This is a genomic window from Flavobacterium sp. RNTU_13 (assembly GCF_046614455.1).
Lineage (GTDB): Bacteria > Bacteroidota > Bacteroidia > Flavobacteriales > Flavobacteriaceae > Flavobacterium.
On the sequence record NZ_JBKJHB010000003.1, the window covers coordinates 337,091 to 355,749 of the forward strand.

At 39.3% G+C, this 18,659-nt stretch carries 21 protein-coding genes and 1 pseudogene; 12 read left to right on the top strand and 10 right to left on the bottom strand.

Annotated features, from left to right (window positions below; all coding sequences use genetic code 11):
• From ACLI08_RS09685 to fahA, 5 genes are all read right to left on the bottom strand, one after another.
• The gene (locus ACLI08_RS09685; protein WP_411428284.1) at positions 1 to 1,131 is read right to left on the bottom strand and encodes an aspartate aminotransferase family protein; all 1,131 of its coding nucleotides are present in this window, start codon (positions 1,129 to 1,131) and stop codon (positions 1 to 3) included.
• A gap of 37 nt (positions 1,132 to 1,168) precedes the next feature.
• A complete protein-coding gene (argC, locus tag ACLI08_RS09690; protein WP_411428285.1) occupies positions 1,169 to 2,146 on the bottom strand; it encodes an N-acetyl-gamma-glutamyl-phosphate reductase in 978 nt (325 codons plus the stop codon).
• Positions 2,139 to 3,335: an argininosuccinate synthase gene (locus ACLI08_RS09695; protein WP_411428286.1), complete on the bottom strand. Its 1,197-nt coding sequence runs from the start codon at positions 3,333 to 3,335 to the stop codon at positions 2,139 to 2,141. The genes argC and ACLI08_RS09695 overlap by 8 nt, the downstream gene beginning before the upstream one ends.
• Complete coding sequence (locus tag ACLI08_RS09700; RefSeq protein ID WP_411428287.1) at positions 3,328 to 3,966, bottom strand: N-acetyltransferase family protein; 639 nt, start codon at positions 3,964 to 3,966, stop codon at positions 3,328 to 3,330. The genes ACLI08_RS09695 and ACLI08_RS09700 overlap by 8 nt, the downstream gene beginning before the upstream one ends.
• A gap of 416 nt (positions 3,967 to 4,382) precedes the next feature.
• Entirely contained in the window at positions 4,383 to 5,666 is a 1,284-nt protein-coding gene (gene fahA / locus ACLI08_RS09705; protein WP_411428288.1) for a fumarylacetoacetase, read from the bottom strand.
• Positions 5,667 to 5,787: 121 nt separating this feature from the next.
• On the opposite strand from fahA, the gene glyA reads away from it, so the two are divergent.
• From glyA to ACLI08_RS09720, 3 genes are all read left to right on the top strand, one after another.
• The gene (glyA, locus tag ACLI08_RS09710) at positions 5,788 to 7,062 is read left to right on the top strand and encodes a serine hydroxymethyltransferase (protein WP_411428289.1); all 1,275 of its coding nucleotides are present in this window, start codon (positions 5,788 to 5,790) and stop codon (positions 7,060 to 7,062) included.
• Positions 7,063 to 7,144: 82 nt separating this feature from the next.
• Positions 7,145 to 7,729 (top strand): Crp/Fnr family transcriptional regulator, encoded by a 585-nt coding sequence (locus ACLI08_RS09715; protein ID WP_411428290.1) that lies wholly within the window; start codon positions 7,145 to 7,147, stop codon positions 7,727 to 7,729.
• A 101-nt stretch (positions 7,730 to 7,830) separates the two neighbouring features.
• Positions 7,831 to 8,259: a hypothetical protein gene (locus ACLI08_RS09720; protein ID WP_411428291.1), complete on the top strand. Its 429-nt coding sequence runs from the start codon at positions 7,831 to 7,833 to the stop codon at positions 8,257 to 8,259.
• A 2-nt stretch (positions 8,260 to 8,261) separates the two neighbouring features.
• On the opposite strand, the gene ACLI08_RS09725 is transcribed toward ACLI08_RS09720, so the two are convergent.
• Together ACLI08_RS09725 and ACLI08_RS09730 are read right to left on the bottom strand one after the other, a co-directional pair.
• Positions 8,262 to 8,513 carry a pentapeptide repeat-containing protein gene (locus ACLI08_RS09725; RefSeq protein ID WP_411428292.1) on the bottom strand — a complete coding sequence of 84 codons (252 nt, stop codon included), beginning with the start codon at positions 8,511 to 8,513 and terminating at the stop codon, positions 8,262 to 8,264.
• 78 nt (positions 8,514 to 8,591) lie between these two features.
• A pseudogene (locus ACLI08_RS09730) lies at positions 8,592 to 8,822 on the bottom strand (pentapeptide repeat-containing protein); the annotation flags it as partial.
• A 78-nt stretch (positions 8,823 to 8,900) separates the two neighbouring features.
• On the opposite strand from ACLI08_RS09730, the gene ACLI08_RS09735 reads away from it, so the two are divergent.
• Genes ACLI08_RS09735 through ACLI08_RS09755 form a run of 5 tightly spaced genes read left to right on the top strand, consistent with a single transcriptional unit; the run spans position 8,901 to position 11,924 of the window.
• Positions 8,901 to 9,446 (top strand): RNA polymerase sigma factor, encoded by a 546-nt coding sequence (locus ACLI08_RS09735; protein WP_411428293.1) that lies wholly within the window; start codon positions 8,901 to 8,903, stop codon positions 9,444 to 9,446.
• Between the two features lie 20 nt (positions 9,447 to 9,466).
• Positions 9,467 to 9,742 carry a hypothetical protein gene (locus tag ACLI08_RS09740; RefSeq protein ID WP_411428294.1) on the top strand — a complete coding sequence of 92 codons (276 nt, stop codon included), beginning with the start codon at positions 9,467 to 9,469 and terminating at the stop codon, positions 9,740 to 9,742.
• A 13-nt stretch (positions 9,743 to 9,755) separates the two neighbouring features.
• A complete protein-coding gene (locus ACLI08_RS09745) occupies positions 9,756 to 10,235 on the top strand; it encodes a Spy/CpxP family protein refolding chaperone (protein WP_411428295.1) in 480 nt (159 codons plus the stop codon).
• Complete coding sequence (locus ACLI08_RS09750) at positions 10,232 to 10,918, top strand: MbnP family protein (protein ID WP_411428296.1); 687 nt, start codon at positions 10,232 to 10,234, stop codon at positions 10,916 to 10,918. Before ACLI08_RS09745 ends, ACLI08_RS09750 begins: the two co-directional genes overlap by 4 nt.
• A gap of 4 nt (positions 10,919 to 10,922) precedes the next feature.
• Positions 10,923 to 11,924, top strand: coding sequence for a cytochrome-c peroxidase (locus ACLI08_RS09755; protein WP_411428297.1), 1,002 nt, complete (start codon positions 10,923 to 10,925; stop codon positions 11,922 to 11,924).
• Between the two features lie 137 nt (positions 11,925 to 12,061).
• Here the strand turns inward: ACLI08_RS09755 and ACLI08_RS09760 are convergent, their stop codons facing one another.
• Together ACLI08_RS09760 and ACLI08_RS09765 are read right to left on the bottom strand one after the other, a co-directional pair.
• Complete coding sequence (locus tag ACLI08_RS09760) at positions 12,062 to 12,682, bottom strand: L-threonylcarbamoyladenylate synthase (protein WP_411428298.1); 621 nt, start codon at positions 12,680 to 12,682, stop codon at positions 12,062 to 12,064.
• 68 nt (positions 12,683 to 12,750) lie between these two features.
• Positions 12,751 to 13,263: a DUF6155 family protein gene (locus tag ACLI08_RS09765; RefSeq protein ID WP_411428299.1), complete on the bottom strand. Its 513-nt coding sequence runs from the start codon at positions 13,261 to 13,263 to the stop codon at positions 12,751 to 12,753.
• Positions 13,264 to 13,493: 230 nt separating this feature from the next.
• Between ACLI08_RS09765 and ACLI08_RS09770 the strand changes: the two genes are divergently transcribed.
• Positions 13,494 to 14,918 (top strand): L-serine ammonia-lyase, encoded by a 1,425-nt coding sequence (locus tag ACLI08_RS09770; RefSeq protein ID WP_411428300.1) that lies wholly within the window; start codon positions 13,494 to 13,496, stop codon positions 14,916 to 14,918.
• 61 nt (positions 14,919 to 14,979) lie between these two features.
• On the opposite strand, the gene ACLI08_RS09775 is transcribed toward ACLI08_RS09770, so the two are convergent.
• A complete protein-coding gene (locus ACLI08_RS09775; RefSeq protein WP_411428301.1) occupies positions 14,980 to 15,411 on the bottom strand; it encodes a nuclear transport factor 2 family protein in 432 nt (143 codons plus the stop codon).
• A gap of 125 nt (positions 15,412 to 15,536) precedes the next feature.
• Between ACLI08_RS09775 and panB the strand changes: the two genes are divergently transcribed.
• From panB to ACLI08_RS09790, 3 genes are all read left to right on the top strand, one after another.
• Complete coding sequence (gene panB / locus ACLI08_RS09780) at positions 15,537 to 16,355, top strand: 3-methyl-2-oxobutanoate hydroxymethyltransferase (protein ID WP_411428302.1); 819 nt, start codon at positions 15,537 to 15,539, stop codon at positions 16,353 to 16,355.
• Between the two features lie 27 nt (positions 16,356 to 16,382).
• Entirely contained in the window at positions 16,383 to 17,072 is a 690-nt protein-coding gene (locus ACLI08_RS09785; RefSeq protein WP_411428303.1) for an RluA family pseudouridine synthase, read from the top strand.
• Positions 17,073 to 17,165: 93 nt separating this feature from the next.
• Positions 17,166 to 18,503: a hypothetical protein gene (locus tag ACLI08_RS09790; protein WP_411428304.1), complete on the top strand. Its 1,338-nt coding sequence runs from the start codon at positions 17,166 to 17,168 to the stop codon at positions 18,501 to 18,503.
• Positions 18,504 to 18,659: the final 156 nt, after the last annotated feature.

An 18,659-nucleotide genomic window follows, 5' to 3' on the forward strand; every position in this document is an offset into this window, starting at 1 on the left:
TTAATTTTTTAACGCATTTTTTAGCCCTGCAAAAAACACATCAACATCCGCTTTAGTTATAGAAAGCGGTGGGAGTATGCGCAGGAGGTTCTTTTGCGAGGCATTTCCGGTAAAGATATGCTCGTTGTATATCAGCTTTTTACGAAGCTCTGTAACATCATAGTCAAACTCAAGCCCCAGCATAAGCCCGCGGCCTTTAGTATTTTTAACTTCAGCAATTTCAGCGGTTTTTTCTTTAAAATACGCGCTGATTTTATTTACGTTATCTATCAGGTTTTCATTTTCGATAACGTTAAGTACTGATAATGCAGCTGCACAAGCTAAGTGATTACCACCGAACGTAGTACCCAGTAAACCATATTTAGCTTCAAATTTTGGTGAAATCAGTATGCCACCAATAGGGAAGCCGTTACCCATACCTTTCGCAAGGCTTATTACATCCGGAGTAATACCATGCCATTGGTGTGCAAAGAATTTACCGGAGCGTCCGTAACCGCTTTGTATCTCATCAAGGATAAATACTACGTTGTTGTCGTTGCAGGCTTTTTCTATGGTTTTAAAGAATTCGGTAGTCGCCTGGTCAAGGCCACCTACACCTTGTATGCCTTCTATGATTACGCAGCTCACATCGCCTTTGGCTATTTCTGTGTTAAAGGCCGCTTCGTCATTCAATGGCAGAAATACTACTTCGTGTCCTGCGTTTAAAGGAGCTACAATGGAAGGATTGTCGGTTGCAGCCACGGCAGCCGAAGTACGCCCATGGAACGCCTTATTAAATGCTATAACTTTCTTTTTCCCATTGTAGAACGAGGCAAGTTTAAGTGCATTTTCGTTTGCTTCAGCACCCGAATTACACAGAAAAAGGGTGTAATCAGCATACCCGGAAAACTCAGGCAGCTTTTTGCCAAGTTCTTCCTGTATAGGGTTTTGTATAGAGTTTGAATAAAACCCTATTTTAGCTACCTGTTCGCTTACTGCTTTTACATACTCAGGGTGTGAGTGCCCGGCAGAAATAACGCCGTGCCCGCCGTAAAAATCCAGGTATTCCTGGCCTTTGTCGTCCCAAACTTTAGCGCCCAGTGCTTTTACCGGGGTAATGTTATATATTGGGTATACGTTAAATAAACTCATCTTTTTATGTTTGTGGTTTATTGTTTATAGTTTGTTGTTAAAACCCTGCCGCTTTCAGCTTTAATCCGGTGGTTTCTTCCAGCCCGAACATCAGGTTCATGTTTTCAATGGCCTGTCCGCTGGCACCTTTTACAAGGTTATCTATTACCGATGTTATCAGTATGTTTTTACCGTGCTGCTCCAGGCTGATAAAACAGTTGTTGGTTTGCAAAACCAACTTCATATTAATACTACTTGTGGTAACCTTTACAAATGGTTCGTTTGCGTAATACTCATTATATAGTTTTACAACCAATTCAAAATCAGTAGTGAGCTTTGTGTACAGCGTGGCGAAAATACCACGTGTAAAATCACCACGATTAGGAATGAAAAGTACTTCATCATCAAAGTCGTTTTGCAGTTGTTGTAAACTTTGTACTATTTCGCCCAAGTGCTGATGGTTAAATGCCTTATAGTGGCTCATATTACCCATCCTCCACGGGTGGTGCGACGTAGCCGACGGCATAACGCCTGCGCCTGTGCTGCCTGTTGTAGCGTTAACGTGAACAGTATCGTTTAGCAAGCCATTTTTTGCCAATGGTAGCAGTGCCAACTGTATCGCGGTAGCAAAACACCCCGGGTTAGCTATGTATTGCGCTGATTTTATAGCATCACGGTTTAGTTCAGGAAGGCCGTAAACAAAAGTTTTGCCGTTGAAGGCAGCATCTTTAACCAAACGGAAATCATTACCTAAATCGATAATCTTAGTATCGGCGGAAAATGCATTGGCTTGTAAAAAAGCCAGTGATTTTCCATGCCCAAGGCACAGGAACACCACATCTACACTAGAGTTTACCGTATCAGTAAAGTTAATATCCAGCGTACCATAAAGATCTTCATGTACCGATGCCACCGGGCTGCCGGCATTAGTAGTGCTGTACACAAAGTTTATAGAAGCCTCGGGATGATTAGCAAGTAAACGTAAAAGTTCGCCTGCTGTATATCCTGATCCTCCTATGATTCCTATATTAATCATATTGCTCTTTGTTTACGTGTGCGTAAATGTTTTGCGCATTACCCACAATCTTAATGAAGCCTTTAGCATCGTCTGCTGTCCAGGCGTTATTAACTTCACCATATTGTCCAAAACCTGAATTCATTAAATCGTGTTCTGACTCAATTCCATCTAGAGAGAAGTGGTACGGTTTCAGGCTTACGGTTACAGTTCCTGTTACGGTTTTCTGGGTGTCCTCAAGAAACGTTTCTATGTTACGCATTACCGGGTCAAGGTATTGGCCTTCATGGAACAGCATACCGTACCAGTTGCCCAGTTGTTCTTTCCAGTACTGTTGCCATTTACCCAACGTGTGTTTTTCCAGCAGGTGGTGTGCTTTGATGATGATAAGCGGAGCAGCCGCTTCAAAACCTACACGGCCTTTAATGCCAATGATGGTATCGCCTACGTGAATATCTCTACCGATAGCAAAAGCCGAAGCAAACGCTTCAAGTTTCTGAATGTTCGCAGCAGGCTTATCAAGTACGCCATTTAAGCCAACAAGTTCTCCTTTTTCGAAATGAAGGACAACTTTCTCCGCTTCTGTTTTTTGCAGTTGCGATGGGTAAGCCGAATCGGGTAGGGGTTGGCCACTGGTAAGGGTTTCTTTACCGCCCACGCTGGTTCCCCAAATACCTTTGTTAATAGAGTATTGGGCTTTTTCCCAACTGTACTCCACACCATTTTTTTGAAGGTATTCTACCTCTTCCTGACGGGTAAGCTTAAGGTCGCGAATAGGAGTAATTATATCCATTTCCGGTGCTATGGTTTGGAACACCAGGTCAAAACGTATTTGGTCATTTCCGGCACCGGTACTACCGTGGGCAATAGCTTGTGCGTCCACTTTTTTAGCGTACCGAACCGTTTCCAAAGCCTGGAATACGCGCTCTGCGCTTACCGAAAGTGGATAGGTATTGTTTTTTAGCACATTGCCATATACAAGGTATTTAATGGCTTTTTCGTAGTACTTGTCTACAATATCTAGGTTAAGGTGGTCAGCGCTGCCCAGTTCGTAAGCGCGCTTTTCTATGGCCTGCAACTCTTCTTCGCCAAAGCCACCGGTATTAATAAGTATGGTATGAACTTCATACCCCAGTTCGTTCTTCAGGTACTTAAGGCAGTACGAAGTATCTAAACCTCCGCTGTATGCCAAAACCACTTTTTTACTCATTGTCTTTTTCTTTTTTAAGGAAAAGTGCTTGCTTTATGCTTTTAAGCCGGGTAAGCACTTTTTGATTAAAATCGTATTTGGAATCTTCTTGTTTGTTCTTTTTCTCGGCAGGATCGTAAAGCATCCCGGTACAAAGGCACATTTTGTATTCCTTGCGCTGTAGTATGTCGTAGTTATTGCACCCGCTGCATCCTTTCCAAAACGAAGGATCATCGGTCAGTTCGCTAAACGGTACAGGCTTATATCCCAGGTCTGAGTTAATTTTCATAACTGCAAGTCCTGTGGTGATACCAAATATCTTGGCACCCGGGTATTTTTCCTGGGAATAGTTAAACACACGTTCCTTGATTTTCTTGGCAAGCCCGTGCTGACGGAAATCAGGGTGTACTATAAGGCCGGAGTTTGCCACAAATTTACCGTGGCTCCAGCTTTCTATATAGCAGAAACCCGCAAACCTGCCATCTGCAACTGCAATTACAGCGTCTTTGTGTTTCATCTTTTCTATGATGTACTCCGGCGTACGCTTAGCTATACCTGTACCACGTTGTATGGCCGATTCGTACATGGTATCAACAATTTGCTGTGCGAACTTATAGTGCTCTTCGCCGGCTATTATAATAGATATATTCATTTCAGCTTAAGAAATAAAGTATATAAAAATCAGTAAAATAAATAGGATAGTTTCGAAGGATACGGGCAGGACGGACCCACCCAAATATAAAGCAGACCGTTACGGCCTGAAGCGCCTCGGGCTCAGGAAAGAATTAAGGTTGCTTATATAAGCAAGTTCCCCAATTACAAGCGATATAAAAACAGTTGAAGTTTTCAATTCCTTAATCAAATAAAAGTGAACACTAGTTGTGTAAGGGCGTTTCAGCTTTATTTACGGTTGCAAAGTTAATTTATTTGATAATAGGAGGGGAGTTATTTTATTTAAAACACGTAACTTTTGAGAATACCCTATAAAAAAGGGGGTATAAAAATTAAAAATAAAATTTTTTATAAAAAAAATACGCCCTTATTACAGGGCGCACTTATTATTTAACATTACTTCTTATAAACCGGTGGTAGTAGCTTGCTGCACACTTCACCAAATCCTATGCGAATCTCGTCATTTTGGCAGTAGCCGCGCATAATTACAGAATCGCCATCGTTTATAAACTTACGCTCGGTACCGTCTTTAAGGGTGATCGGGTTTTTACCGCCCCACGTAAGTTCCAGCATTGAACCAAAACTGTCCGGGGTAGGCCCAGATATGGTACCACTACCCATAAGGTCGCCACTGTTTACACGGCAACCGTTAATGGTATGGTGCGCCAGTTGCTGCGCCATGCTCCAGTACATATACTTAAAGTTACTGTTGCTTATTACGGTTTCTTCAGCGTCCTCTGGCTGAATGGCCACCTGAAGGTTAATGTCAAAAGAATGAGCGCCTTGCTGCTGTAAGTACTCCAGCGGCTTAGGATCTTGAGCAGGCCCTTCTACACGGAATGGCTCTAATGCATCAAGCGTTACAATCCATGGCGACATAGAGGATGCAAAGTTCTTGGCAAGGAATGGCCCTAGTGGCACATATTCCCATTTCTGAATATCGCGGGCACTCCAGTCGTTAAACAGTACTAACCCAAATATGTGTTCTTCTGCTTCCTCTACAGGCACACATTCGCCCATAATATTAGCATCGGTAGTAATAAAAGCCATTTCAAGCTCAAAGTCTACCAGGCGGCTCGGGCCAAATACAGGTTGGGTTTCGCCGTTTGGCAGCGTTTGCCCCATAGGCCTGTGTACGGGTATACCGCTTGGCACTATGGTAGAAGAACGCCCATGGTAGCCTACAGGCAGATGTAGCCAGTTAGGCAGCAAGGCGTTTTCCGGGTCGCGAAACATTTTGCCTACATTAGTAGCATGTTCTTTACTGCTGTAAAAATCAGTGTAATCACCTATAAGAACGGGAAGTTGCATCTCTACATCTGTAATGTGAAAGATCACCGTTTCCCTGTGTTTTTCATTATCTCTAAGTGTTGTATTGTTTTCGTCAAAAATTTCTGCAATACGGTTTCTTACCGCGCGCCATGTTTTTTTACCGTCGCTTATAAAATCGTTAAGCGTGTCCTGCATAAACATATCATCGGTAAGTTCTATGCCCTCAAAATAATTAAGCTGCTGCAGTGCGCCCAGGTCTATGGCATAGTCGCCAATTCGGGTACCTATGGTTACCACATCATCTTTGGTAATAAAAACACCAAAAGGAATGTTCTGTATAGGGAAATCACTGTCTTTAGGTACGTTAAGCCATGATTTTCTTGTAATATCGTTTGCTGATAAAGGCATATTATTAGTTTGTGTTTGTTGTATTTGTTAATGTATTTTCTTTTTATCAAATATACTTTCCTCTGGTTTTTTACCAAACGTTTTTTGTACTTTTGACAACAAATTAACGAAAAATTATAAAATGCAACGCGACGAACAAATTTTCGATTTAATTCTTGAAGAGCAGGACAGGCAAATACACGGGCTTGAACTGATTGCCTCTGAGAACTTTGTAAGCGAACAGGTAATGGAAGCTGCCGGATCTGTACTTACAAATAAATATGCTGAAGGATACCCAGGCAAGCGTTATTACGGCGGTTGTGAAGTGGTAGACGTTATAGAACAGATAGCCATAGACAGGGCTAAAGCTTTGTTTGGTGCTGAGTATGCTAATGTGCAGCCACACAGCGGCTCTCAGGCTAATGCTTCTGTATTTCATGCATGCCTTAAACCAGGTGATAAAATACTTGGTTTTGATTTGGCTCATGGTGGTCACCTTACGCACGGTTCTCCGGTAAACTTTTCTGGAAGGCTTTATAAAACTGCTTTTTATGGCGTAGAAAAAGAAACCGGACGCCTTAACTATGATAAAATTCAGGAAATAGCAACTGCAGAGCAACCGCAACTAATAATAGCCGGAGCTTCTGCTTATAGCCGCGACATGGACTTTGCCCGTTTCAGGGAAATTGCCGATAGCGTAGGTGCTATTCTGCTTGCTGATATTAGCCACCCTGCCGGGCTTATTGCCAAAGGGCTTATGAACGACCCTATCCCTCATTGCCACATAGTAACTACAACTACACACAAAACCCTTCGCGGGCCTCGTGGTGGTATGATACTTATGGGTAAAGATTTTGAGAACCCATGGGGTCATAAAACTCCGAAAGGGGAGGTGCGTATGATGTCTGCATTGCTGGATCTTGCTGTTTTCCCTGGTAATCAGGGCGGGCCGCTGGAGCATATTATTGCTGCAAAGGCTGTAGCGTTTGGTGAAGCACTTTCAGATGAGTTTTTCCGTTATGCTATGCAGCTTCAAAAAAATGCTAAAGTTATGGCTGAGGCGTTTTTAAAACGTGGCTATGATATTATAAGTGGCGGTACAGATAACCACATGATGCTTATAGACCTGCGTAATAAAAACATTACCGGTAAAGAAGCTGAAAACGCCCTTGTAAAAGCCGAAATTACCGTAAACAAAAATATGGTTCCGTTTGACGATAAGTCGCCATTTGTAACTTCAGGTATCCGTGTGGGTACTGCTGCAATTACAACACGTGGCCTTGTAGAGGCAGACATGGAAACCATTGTGGAACTTATAGATAAAGTGATTACAAACCATACAGACGAAGCTGTGCTTGAAGAAGTGGCAGATGCTGTAAATGATATGATGAGCGAACGTCCTATTTTTGTTTTTTAATAGTATTGTCCTGCTTTGCGAAATGCCCCTCGCAAAGCAGGATTTATTTTTGGCGCCCCATGCCCCCAACCCAAAAAATACCATGAGAGAACTTGAAAAGCTGAGAAATGCTATAGATGCCTATTATCCTATAGACAACGAAACCTGGAATAAGGGTGAGAGCCTTATTACCATAAAAGACTGTAAAAAAGGCGATATACTTGTAAAAGAAGGTGACCGTGAAGATAAGGTCTACTTTTTGCTATCTGGTATCAGCCGTAATTACTTTGTAGCAAACGATAAAGAGTTTACCATCGACTTTCATTTTGAAGGTGATTTTGTTACCGGTTATTATTCGCTGATTACAGGAGAACCGAGCCTTATTACTATAGAGCTGCTTAGCGAGGCCAAAGTGGCAATACTTCCATTTAATTTATTAAAAGAAGGTTACAGTACATCGGTTCGTGCTGCTAATTTCGGGCGTATAATCGCGGAGTTGCAATACGTTAAACGCTTGAGAAAAGAAATGGATCTTATGTCTTTATCGGCTGAAGAACGTTATTTAAAGCTGATGTCATTTAAACCCGAAATGTCCAGCAAGATTTCTGTAAAGCATATATCGTCTTATCTGGGAATACAACCTGAAAGCCTTAGCAGAATAAGAAAGAACCATAATGTAAAGGTATAGATGGATTACCGTACTAGGTAATTAAGCCAACCTTAAGTTTAGTGGTACTGTTTTAGCAAGGTTGTTGTAGTTTGTTGTTTTAAAATTAAATCTCAATAACCATGAAACGTATCTTATTTTTACTACTGTTGTTCAGTTCAGTGTCTTACGGACAAACATTCGGTTCATACGGAATTGAAGTTTCCGGCCCGTTTAACAGTAACACGCCGGTGTATAACAAATGGTTACAGCTTAGTAATAAAACTGATGTTGTAATGAAATTTGAAATGACTGAGAAAGGATTGTCTGACCTATTGGCATTTAGCAGCCAGATTTTGATTCAAAATGAAGAAGATCCTAGCGAACCGGATGTCTATCTTACAAAAATAAATGATGGCAGCCGGGACAACCTTGATGGTTTATATAAAACCATTATACGCGGAAGATCTAAAATTAATGAAGCGTGGAACCTGCCCGAAGGCAGTACACTCCATTTGTTTGCCAGTAATACCAGTTTTGAAATTACGATACTAAAAGCCTATAAAAGTTGATGTTACTTCACCGTAATATCATATTTTGTGAGCAATCCTTTAAGGCCTTCTTTACTAAAGATGGCCTTTTTTAATTTATTCTTTTCAGGGTCTATAGTAAAGTTAATACTGGTTGAAAAGTCAGCTTTATTAGCTATGGTATCTATAAAGGTGCTTTTGTGCAGGTTACAGTTATTAAAAGTGGCACCTGTTAGGTCTGCTGCCATAAAATCTGCAGCTATAATGCTACATGAGCTGAATATGGTACGTGGCATTTTTAAACTGTAAAATTTGGTGTAATCCAATATGCAGTTTGTAAAGCCAAAAGCAAACAGCAGGCTGTCGCACATGGCGAAGTTTACATTGGTAAAATCACAGTTTGTAAAATGTACGTCCCTAAACCCTACGTAATTAATTTTTGCGTCTTTAAAATTACAGTCATTAAAAGTACAATCTATAAAAGCTGTACCCAGAAAACTGGCATCAGTAAAATCACAACCTGCAAATGTACACCGTTCAAAATCCTTATATGCTAATGAATTATCTTTAAAATAGATAACTTCAAACTTTTTTTTCGATAATATGGTTTAATAACAAAATAAAAATCTTAATTTTTTGTTAAACGTTTTATTATTACTTTCGCATTTCCTGAAAATAATTTCATGCAGCAAAGCTACACTTTTAACCAAATATATTTTGAATACCGCCTAATGGTATTCAATCTTGCTTTGCATTATGTACTAAATACCGAAGATGCTGAGGAAATTACACAAGACGTTTTTGTAAAGGTATACAATACCATGGACGATTTTAAATATGATTCCAGCATTAAAACCTGGATATATCGTATTACTGTAAACACGTCTCTCGATTTTATAAAACGAAAAAACAGTAAAAAGAGGTTCTTTATCTTTGGAAAAAAAAGTACCTCTGAGAAAGAATATCTGGCTGTAAAAAACACAGAACACCCCGGGGTAATATTAGAGCATAAAGAAAAATCAGCGTTATTATTTTCGGTGATAAACCAGCTTCCCGAAAATCAACGCACGGCTTTTTTGCTTTCCAAGCTGGAAGGGCTTAGCAATACGGAAATTGCATTGGTTATGGAAACTAGTATATCGGCTGTAGAGTCATTGCAGGTAAGAGCAAAAAAAACACTAAGGGAAAAGCTTGGAGAAAAATTTGAAGAATACCGCAGGAAAAAATAAATTAAATCGTCTATACAAATATGGAAAGGGAACAATGGATTGATGATGTATTAAACAGTGTAGATAACTTAAACAAGTTATCGCCCAGGGAGTCTTTGCTTCAGGATATACGCAAGAAAGCCGTGGGTTATAATACTGTTGATATTAAAACTGTTTGGGCGGTTGCAGCTACTATAGTACTGTTAATCGCGCTTAACCTTCGGCTTATTGTTAATAAAGATGAACAACAAGTTGATGTTAAGCTGCGAGGTACTCAGACAGACAATCCATTTTCCGACAACAATCAATTGTATTAATTTGTAAACGGACATGAAAAAGACAACACTCTTAACAGGGGCTCTTATTGTACTTGTAATTTTAAACCTTACTCTTATTGGCAGTATGTTTTTTGGCCATCACCCTCATGAAGGTATGGGCGGTCCAGACGGGCCGGGTAGGGGACGCCCGAGGGAAATAATTATCGAAGCGCTACAATTTTCACCGGAGCAAATAAAACAGTATGATACACTGATAAAACAACATCGGTCTGAAGTTGACGCGCTTGACAAAGCTATACGGGAAAACAAACAAAAACTTTATGCTTTGTTACAGCAAAGCTATACCGATCAGGAAAAAGAAAATCTTATTACTGGAATAAACAAATTGCAAAGGCAAATTGAGGAAACCCATTTTACGCATTTTGAAGCTATAAAAAAGCTTTGCAACAGCCAGCAAAAAGCCGATTTTGAAAATATGGCTCCTGAGTTTTCTAAAATGTTTGGACCAAGACCACCTCACGGCAGGCCATGAAGTGGTTTTTAACTTTATTATTGCTATTTGCTGTTAACAAGCATTTTTCACAACAACTTTCTAATATAGTTTTTCAGCCTGTAGTTGGCAAAAACATTTTAGAACCAGGCAAAATGTACAGCAGTGAGCGAAATAGAAATTTCTCGGTCACTGCACTAAAGTTCTTTGTTTCAGATTTTAGAGTGGTACTTGTAAATGAAACGGAGATAAAAAGTAATGATTGCTGGCTAATAGATTTAGATGAAAAGGCGAGTTTACAGCGTATAATGTCAATTTCAGGGAACCCGGCAATAAGGTCTGTATATTTTAAAGTTGGTGTTCCTGTTGAAGCAAATACAGCCGGTGCTTTAAGTGGAGATCTCGATCCATCCAGCGGTATGTACTGGTCTTGGCAAAGCGGTTATATTAATTTTAAAATAGAAGGTACAAGCCCGGTTTGTAAAACGCACGATAACGAATTTTCTTTTCATTTAGGCGGCTATAAACCTAATGAACAAACAGCAAGGCAAATAGATTTACATTACTTGTATCCTAATACTTCCGGGAAAGCAGTACTAAATATAGACGTATCTAAACTTTTGGAAAATATAGACTTATCAAACAAAAGCACCGTAAATATACCTGGAGTTGAAGCTGTGCAAATGGCTGATTTAATTTCAAAAATATTTTCGCTAAGTGAGTAATAGGATGAAATATTTGGCGCTTGTTGTGCTAATTTCTTTAGTAGCCTTTAAGCCTAAAGATAATTTTGGTTTTAAAGTGCCTAACGGATGGCCCCAACCAAAATATACTTTTAAAACCAATGCTATAACAGAAGCTAAATTTAAGCTGGGTAGGCAGTTGTTTTATGATCCTGCTTTATCAGCAGACAGTACTATATCTTGCGCCAGCTGTCATTTGCAGGCTACAGGTTTTGCTCATACAGACCATACAGTAAGCCACGGTATAAAGGGTAGGATAGGCACACGCAATGCACCGGCATTAATTAACCTCGCATGGTCATCATCTTTTATGTGGGATGGAGGTGTTAATCACCTGGATGTACAGGCTTTAGCACCGCTGACAAGCCCCGATGAAATGGGCGAAAATCTAAAGAATGTTGTAAAAAAGCTAGGAAAGTCATCTAAATATATTACAATGTTTAAAGATGCATATGGTAGCAAACTAGTTACCGGTGAAAGGATTTTAAAGGCTTTAAGTGTATTTAACATAATGTTAGTAAGTTCAAATTCTAAGTACGATAAGGTAATACAAGGTAAAGATCACTTTAATGAGCAGGAAGCTAACGGTTATAAAATTTTTAAGCACAACTGCGCAGTATGCCATACAGAGCCATTATTTACAAATGATGCGTTTGAAAATAATGGAACTACCGCAGATGCCTACTATAAAGATTATGGCCGTATGAAGGTAACGCGTAACTTAAGAGATTCTTTAAAATTTAAAGTTCCTACGTTACGGAATATAGAATTTACATATCCGTATATGCACGATGGGCGCTATAAAAAGTTGATGGCAGTAATGAGTCATTATTCTACGTTAGATAAAAATTCAGCTATTTTATCGGAGAAATTAAAATCTATGCAAATTTTGTCGGATAAAGATAAGATAGATTTGATAGCTTTTTTAAAAACCCTTACAGACAGGGAGTTTTTATATAACTCTCAGTTTTCCTTTCCTAAAGAATGACTCATAATCAGCAGGTAAATTGTTTATAATAAAATATATTGTCAAATATACTGATACCACTAACCTCTTTTCTAGCATGAAAAATGAAATATAATTTACATTATGTAAAATAATTTATTTTAGAAGCAATGGTGCTTCTAAATGATATCTATGTCTCCCTTTCCTTCACGTACTACAACCGGTTCTCCTTCAGACAAATCAATAATGGTAGATGGTATGTTATCGCCATAGCCGCCATCAATAACAGCATCAACAAGATTTTGCCATTTTTCAAAAATTAGTTCTGGGTCCGTGCTATATTCAATGATTTCGTCTTCATCATGGATTGATGTACTTACTATGGGATTGCCTAATTGTCGTACAATTTCTAAAACAATATTATTATCAGGCACACGGATACCAACAGTTGTTTTCTTTTTGAATTCTTTGGGCAAATTATTATTTCCAGGCAAAATAAATGTATACGGCCCAGGTAATGCACGCTTTAAAATTTTAAAGGTGCTGGTATCTATCTGCTTTACGTAGTCCGATAAATTACTTAAATCACTGCATACAAATGAAAAGTTTGCTTTGTCCAGCTTTATTCCCTTTATTTTTGCAAGTCGCTCTAAGGCACGGCTGTTAGTAATATCGCAGCCCATTCCGTATACTGTATCGGTTGGGTAAATTATAATGCCACCATCCTTTAAAATTTTTATCACTTTTGCGATTTCTTTTTCATTAGGATTTTGTGGGTATATTTTAATAAATTGTGCCATAGTTATTTATGTTTTTTTATGTAAATCTAAGCTACATATATATTATGTAAAATTAAACGGATGTTTGGCTAATCAAAATTATCATAAATACGCTCAAATTCTTTCTTATTGGGCCATTTCTGACTAAAAGCTTGTTCATATACATTTTGTAAACGTGTTTTGTAATTCCCCATCATTCCGTTAAGGATAACATAGTCTACCACTTGCTTGTAAGAATTAAACATGCTTTTGTAAAATGTTTCATGTTTAATGTATTTACTTGCAGAATATGTTTGAGCAATTTCTATATTGTACAACATTACATCGGCAACAATAAACGGATCTACCCCCAGCTGTAAAAAATGTTTTATAAACTTTTGCGCCACTCCCCTTCTTAATTTTGGCCTTTTCCCCTTCGGGGGAAAGTACTCAGCTCCGATCTTAACCTTAGCTTCGTGCTGAAGTTTATCTTCCTTAGGATTGAAGATAAAGTTATAATAGGTTTTAACTTCAGAAAACTTCTCATAGAGCGCCATCAGTTGCTGCTCAAGTTCTTCTTTAGGAAGCTCTGCTAAATATTTTTTTAAATCACGTTTACTCATATTCACAGTAAAATTACAGCTTTACAGGCTAAAATAGTACTAATGTTTCCACAATTTTTTAAAGTAGAACCTTACACTATTTTACCAGAATTGACAATTAACATCTAATCATTTCGACGCGTAACTTTACAAAATCAATAATTTTAAATGTATAACGTTATAGTATCATTAAAATAATTATTTTTGAACGCGGCAAAAACTAAATATTATTAACAATTGCCCGGTTTTGTATGACTGAATGTATTTCTGTTTTTGACATGCTAAAGATAGGCGTTGGCCCATCAAGCTCTCACACCCTTGGCCCATGGCGGGGCGCAGAACGTTTTTTAAATGAGCTGCGTGCCGAAGGTATTTTTGGTTCAGTTACTGCTGTTCGTGTAGACCTGTACGGATCACTTTCGCTTACGGGAAAGGGACATGCTACAGACCTTGCTGTAATGCTGGGACTTAGCGGAGCCGATCCTGAATATGTGCCTATTGACAGCATACAAGGCACTATAGATAATATAAGGAATCACAACAAATTGTACCTCGGCAACGAACGTACTATAGATTTTACTATAGGTAATGATATTGTATTCAACAGAAACTTCCTTCCTTTTCATGCTAATGGGTTTACCTTTACGGCTACGCACCCGGGAGGAACTTATGCCTCAACTTTTTATTCTATTGGCGGCGGTTTTGTTGTAAAAGAAGAACGTGTTGTTGCAAAACAGAAAGAGGAAATAAGACAGTCTTTTCCGTACCCTATAGATAAAGCAGACCAACTCCTTGCCTATTGCAATCTTCTTGGTAAAAATATTTCGGAAGTTGTTTATGAAAACGAAAAATCCATCCGTAATGAGGACGAAATCCATAACGAACTCTTGCGCGTATGGAACACAATGCTCGAATGTATGTATACGGGTTGCCACACCGAAGGGATACTCCCGGGTGGCTTAAATGTACGTAGACGCGCTTATGATATGCATAAAAACCTTATCGGTACATTACCTTATGGTTCTCCGCAGGAATGGCTTCAGGTAATCCGTAAAACTGAGGTTAAGTTCAGGCAAATATTAAAATGGGTAAGTTGCTTTGCGCTTTCGGTAAACGAGGTTAATGCTGCTCTAGGGCGTGTAGTAACCGCTCCTACTAATGGTAGTGCTGGCGTTATACCGGCGGTACTAATGTACTATATGGTTATTGAAAACCACAATGCAACCGAAGAACACATAAAACAATTTTTAATGGTGGCGGGCGAAATAGGTTCAATCTTTAAAAAAGGTGCCACCATAAGTGCTGCGATGGGTGGATGCCAGGCAGAAATAGGCGTATCAAGCGCCATGGCGGCGGCGGCTTTATGCGAAGTTATGGGAGGAACTCCGGAACAGTGTTTAATGGCGGCAGAAATAGCTATGGAGCATCACCTTGGTTTAACCTGCGACCCTATAGGCGGTTTGGTACAGGTACCTTGTATAGAGCGCAACACTATGGGAGCTATTAAGGCGATTAACGCGGCAGAACTGGCTTTGGAAACCGATCCTAAAAATGCCAAGGTTCCGCTGGATAAAGTTGTAGATACTATGTGGCAAACAGCTCAGGACATGAACAATAAATATAAAGAAACCAGCGAAGGAGGCCTTGCAGTAACGGTTAACAACGCTGATTGCTAATGATGAATTTTCCCTTTAGAAGATTACTTTACAACTTTCTACTAAAGGGAAAATTATTTTTTTATGGCATACGGGTGTCAATAAGGTACAATATTTTCCAGCCCTCTTTAGTTTTTATCAGGCTAAACGAATCTACCCCGCTGTGGCTAAACTCTCCGTTATAATAAAATTCATACGGAGCCCATACGTTAGCAATATGTCCGTCGGTCTGAATTTTATATTCTTTTACTTTCTCTTCAAATTTCCCTTTCTTCCCCGCTTCTGTTAACCAGGCAAAGAAACGTTCGGCAGTTTCTTCGGTAAACTTATTACCTACGGTATGCACTTCTACAGATTGTAGTATAAGTTTGTCGCTGCATACTGATTTTACCTTGGCTACATCTGTGCTGTTAAAGCCTGTAAAAAAGGTTTCTATAGTTTTTTTTATATCTGCTTCCTGCGCAGACATAAGCTGTACTGTAAAAAATGCTAAAGCAATAAATACTTTTTTCATGAGTAATATCTTGTTTGTAAATGATTGTGAAAAGGTAAATTGGGCAAATTGTGATTAATAAAAACACAACAGATAGCTTATTATTGCTGCAATTTACTACTTTTACACACCAAATTTAAAGAAAAATGTCAGTCGCTAAAAAAGATTACAAAAGAATCACGACCAAATCACTGATTGAAATGAAGGCTAATGGAGAAAAAATTTCCATGCTTACTGCCTATGATTTCACCATGGCTAAAATTGTGGACACCGCAGGTGTAGATGTAATCCTTGTAGGCGATTCTGCCAGTAATGTAATGGCGGGCCATGAAACTACCCTTCCTATAACACTGGATCAAATGATTTACCACGCGTCATCGGTAGTACGCGGTGTATACCGTGCACTGGTAGTGGTAGATTTGCCATTTGGTACGTACCAAAGTGACCCTAAAGAAGCACTCCGTTCTGCAATCCGTATTATGAAAGAAAGTGGCGCTCATGCTGTAAAGCTTGAGGGAGGTTCTGAAATTAAAGACTCTGTAAAAAAATTACTGCATGCCGGTATACCGGTTATGGGGCACCTGGGGCTAACGCCGCAATCTATCTATAAATTCGGGTCGTACACCGTACGTGCCAAAGAAGATGCTGAAGCAGAAAAACTAATTGAAGACGCACAACTGCTGGAACGCCTTGGTTGTTTTGCTATTGTTTTAGAAAAAATACCTGCTGCACTGGCAAAGCGTGTTGCAGAAAGCCTAACCATACCCGTTATAGGTATAGGTGCCGGCGGCGGTGTAGATGGCCAAGTACTTGTAGTACACGATATGCTGGGTATGAATAATGAATTTAGTCCACGTTTTCTGCGTAGGTACCTTAACCTGTATGATGACATGACCAAGGCTATAGGCCAGTACGCTGCAGACGTAAAGTCTAAGGATTTTCCTAATGAAAGCGAACAGTACTAATTTTCAGTTGGATTTTTTTATTAGGGTTTGAAAATACTATCTACAAAAGAAAACCTTCAGGTTCTATACGAAGATAATCATATTATTGTGGTTAATAAGCGTGTGGGCGATATTGTGCAGGGCGATAAAACCGGCGATAAACCACTGAGCGAGATTGTAAAGGAATACATTAAAGACAAATACAATAAGCCTGGTGAAGTATTTTTAGGTGTAGTACATCGTTTAGACAGGCCTACTACTGGTATAGTAATGTTTGCCAAGACAAGCAAAGCACTAACACGACTAAACGAAATTTTTAAAAACAGGGAAACTCTAAAGACATATTGGGCTCTTGTAAAAAACAAACCTTCATTACCGGAAGCTACCCTGACGCATTATCTTACGCGAAACGAAAAGAGCAATACCAGCAAAGCACATGCTAAGGAAATTTCGGGAAGTAAAAAGGCCTCGCTTACCTATAAAGTTATAAAAAACTTAACCAATTACACCGCGCTTGAAGTAGATTTACACACAGGCAGGCATCATCAAATCCGTTGTCAGTTATCGGCTATAGGATCGCCCATTAAAGGCGATCTGAAGTACGGTGCAGACCGCAGTAATCCTGATGGTGGGATTTGCCTCCATGCCCGTAAACTATCACTAACACACCCTGTTACCAAAAATATTTTGGAAATCATTGCTCCTGTTCCAGACGATGCGTTGTGGAGAAGTATTTAAATATTTGTTAATTTCAACTACTTATTTTTATTTACATTACTAATAAGTTGGTTTGTTACTGAAAAAATCATAATTTGGTGTAAATCTACCATCATGAAAAGGATTTCACTACTCACATTAATGCTTTGTTCTGCTGTGGCATTGTCGCAGGAACATTTTACCGGCATCTCAACTTCAGATAGTGCCGGACTTATGAACGTAATGCTTAACCCTGCTGCTGCAGGAAATGCGCAAAACGGTATTTACGTCAACATGATTTCCATGAGCGGAAATCTGCTAAATAACAAGATTGGTTACTCCGACCTTATTTCAGGAAAAAACTTTGAGCGCGCTATATTTTCAGGAAATGAGCCTGCTAACCTGCGTTTAGACGGGCAAATATTAGGTCCCTCCATTTCCTGGAAAATAGATAAATGGGCTTTTTTCTTTACTTCGTCGGCAAATACACAAGCTAATATCATTAATCTGGACAATAGCTTGGGTAATGCTATTGTAAATGATATGATAGATGTTACCGGTGCAGCCGGTATTTTATCCAGAAATCAACGTGCCAATGGTATGGCATGGGGTGAGCTGGGTATAGGGCTTGCAAGGGAAATATTTTCCATTAACGGGCACTCGCTATATGCCGGAGCTCAGTTTAAATGGATGTTGGCTGGTGCCTATGTAGATATGGCGGCATCATCATTTACAGGTAAGCTTGCTATACAAGGAGACAATGTATTACTTACAGATGCCTCGGCCCGTCTTAATTTTTCATATTCCGGTAGTCTGGGCGATGATTTTACCCGTATTCCGAACTACATGGACTATCTGGGTAAACCGGGAGGCGTATCTACAGATTTAGGTTTAAGCTACACCTGGAAGATGGAAAACGAAAGTGCTCCGCGCATTACGGCCGGCATTTCCATAAAAAATATTGGTAGCGTAAGTTTTAAAGATCAAAACAGTAGCAGCAATACTTACCTGCTAAATATACCGGATGGCCAGTACTTTAACCTGTCGCAATTCAAAGACGAAGGAGACATTAAGGTAATAGAACAGCGTTTACAGCAAAGTGGTTTTTTAACGGTTACAAATGACAAACAGAATTTTAAAGTAAAGACCCCTACCCTTTTCATACTGAACGCTAATGTTAAGGTTTACGACCGTTTTTACTTAGGAGCAGTACTTCAACAAAAAACAAATTCTGAAACTAAAGAAAATCAACTAAATGCACAGGATGTAGTTACTTTTATACCGCGCTACCGTACAGATAACTTTGAGGTATTTTTACCGGTAAGCCATTATCAAATTTCCGGCACTGCAGCCGGTGTAGGTATGCGTTACCGGGCTTTCTTTATAGGTTCAGGTTCGGTAATTACGGGCTTGCTTAACAATAGTAATACGCGACAGGTAGATGGATACATTGGTTTCCGGATTGCCATATAATAGCTTACAATTATATATTTAATATATTCGCATATTGATAATTTCGGTATGCGAATTTTGTTTTTACTACTATTTGTTTTTTTTGCCAATAGTTGCATCGCACAGATAAACCCTGCCGATTCAACGGTACAAGTTGTTGGGTATTGGAATAAAAAC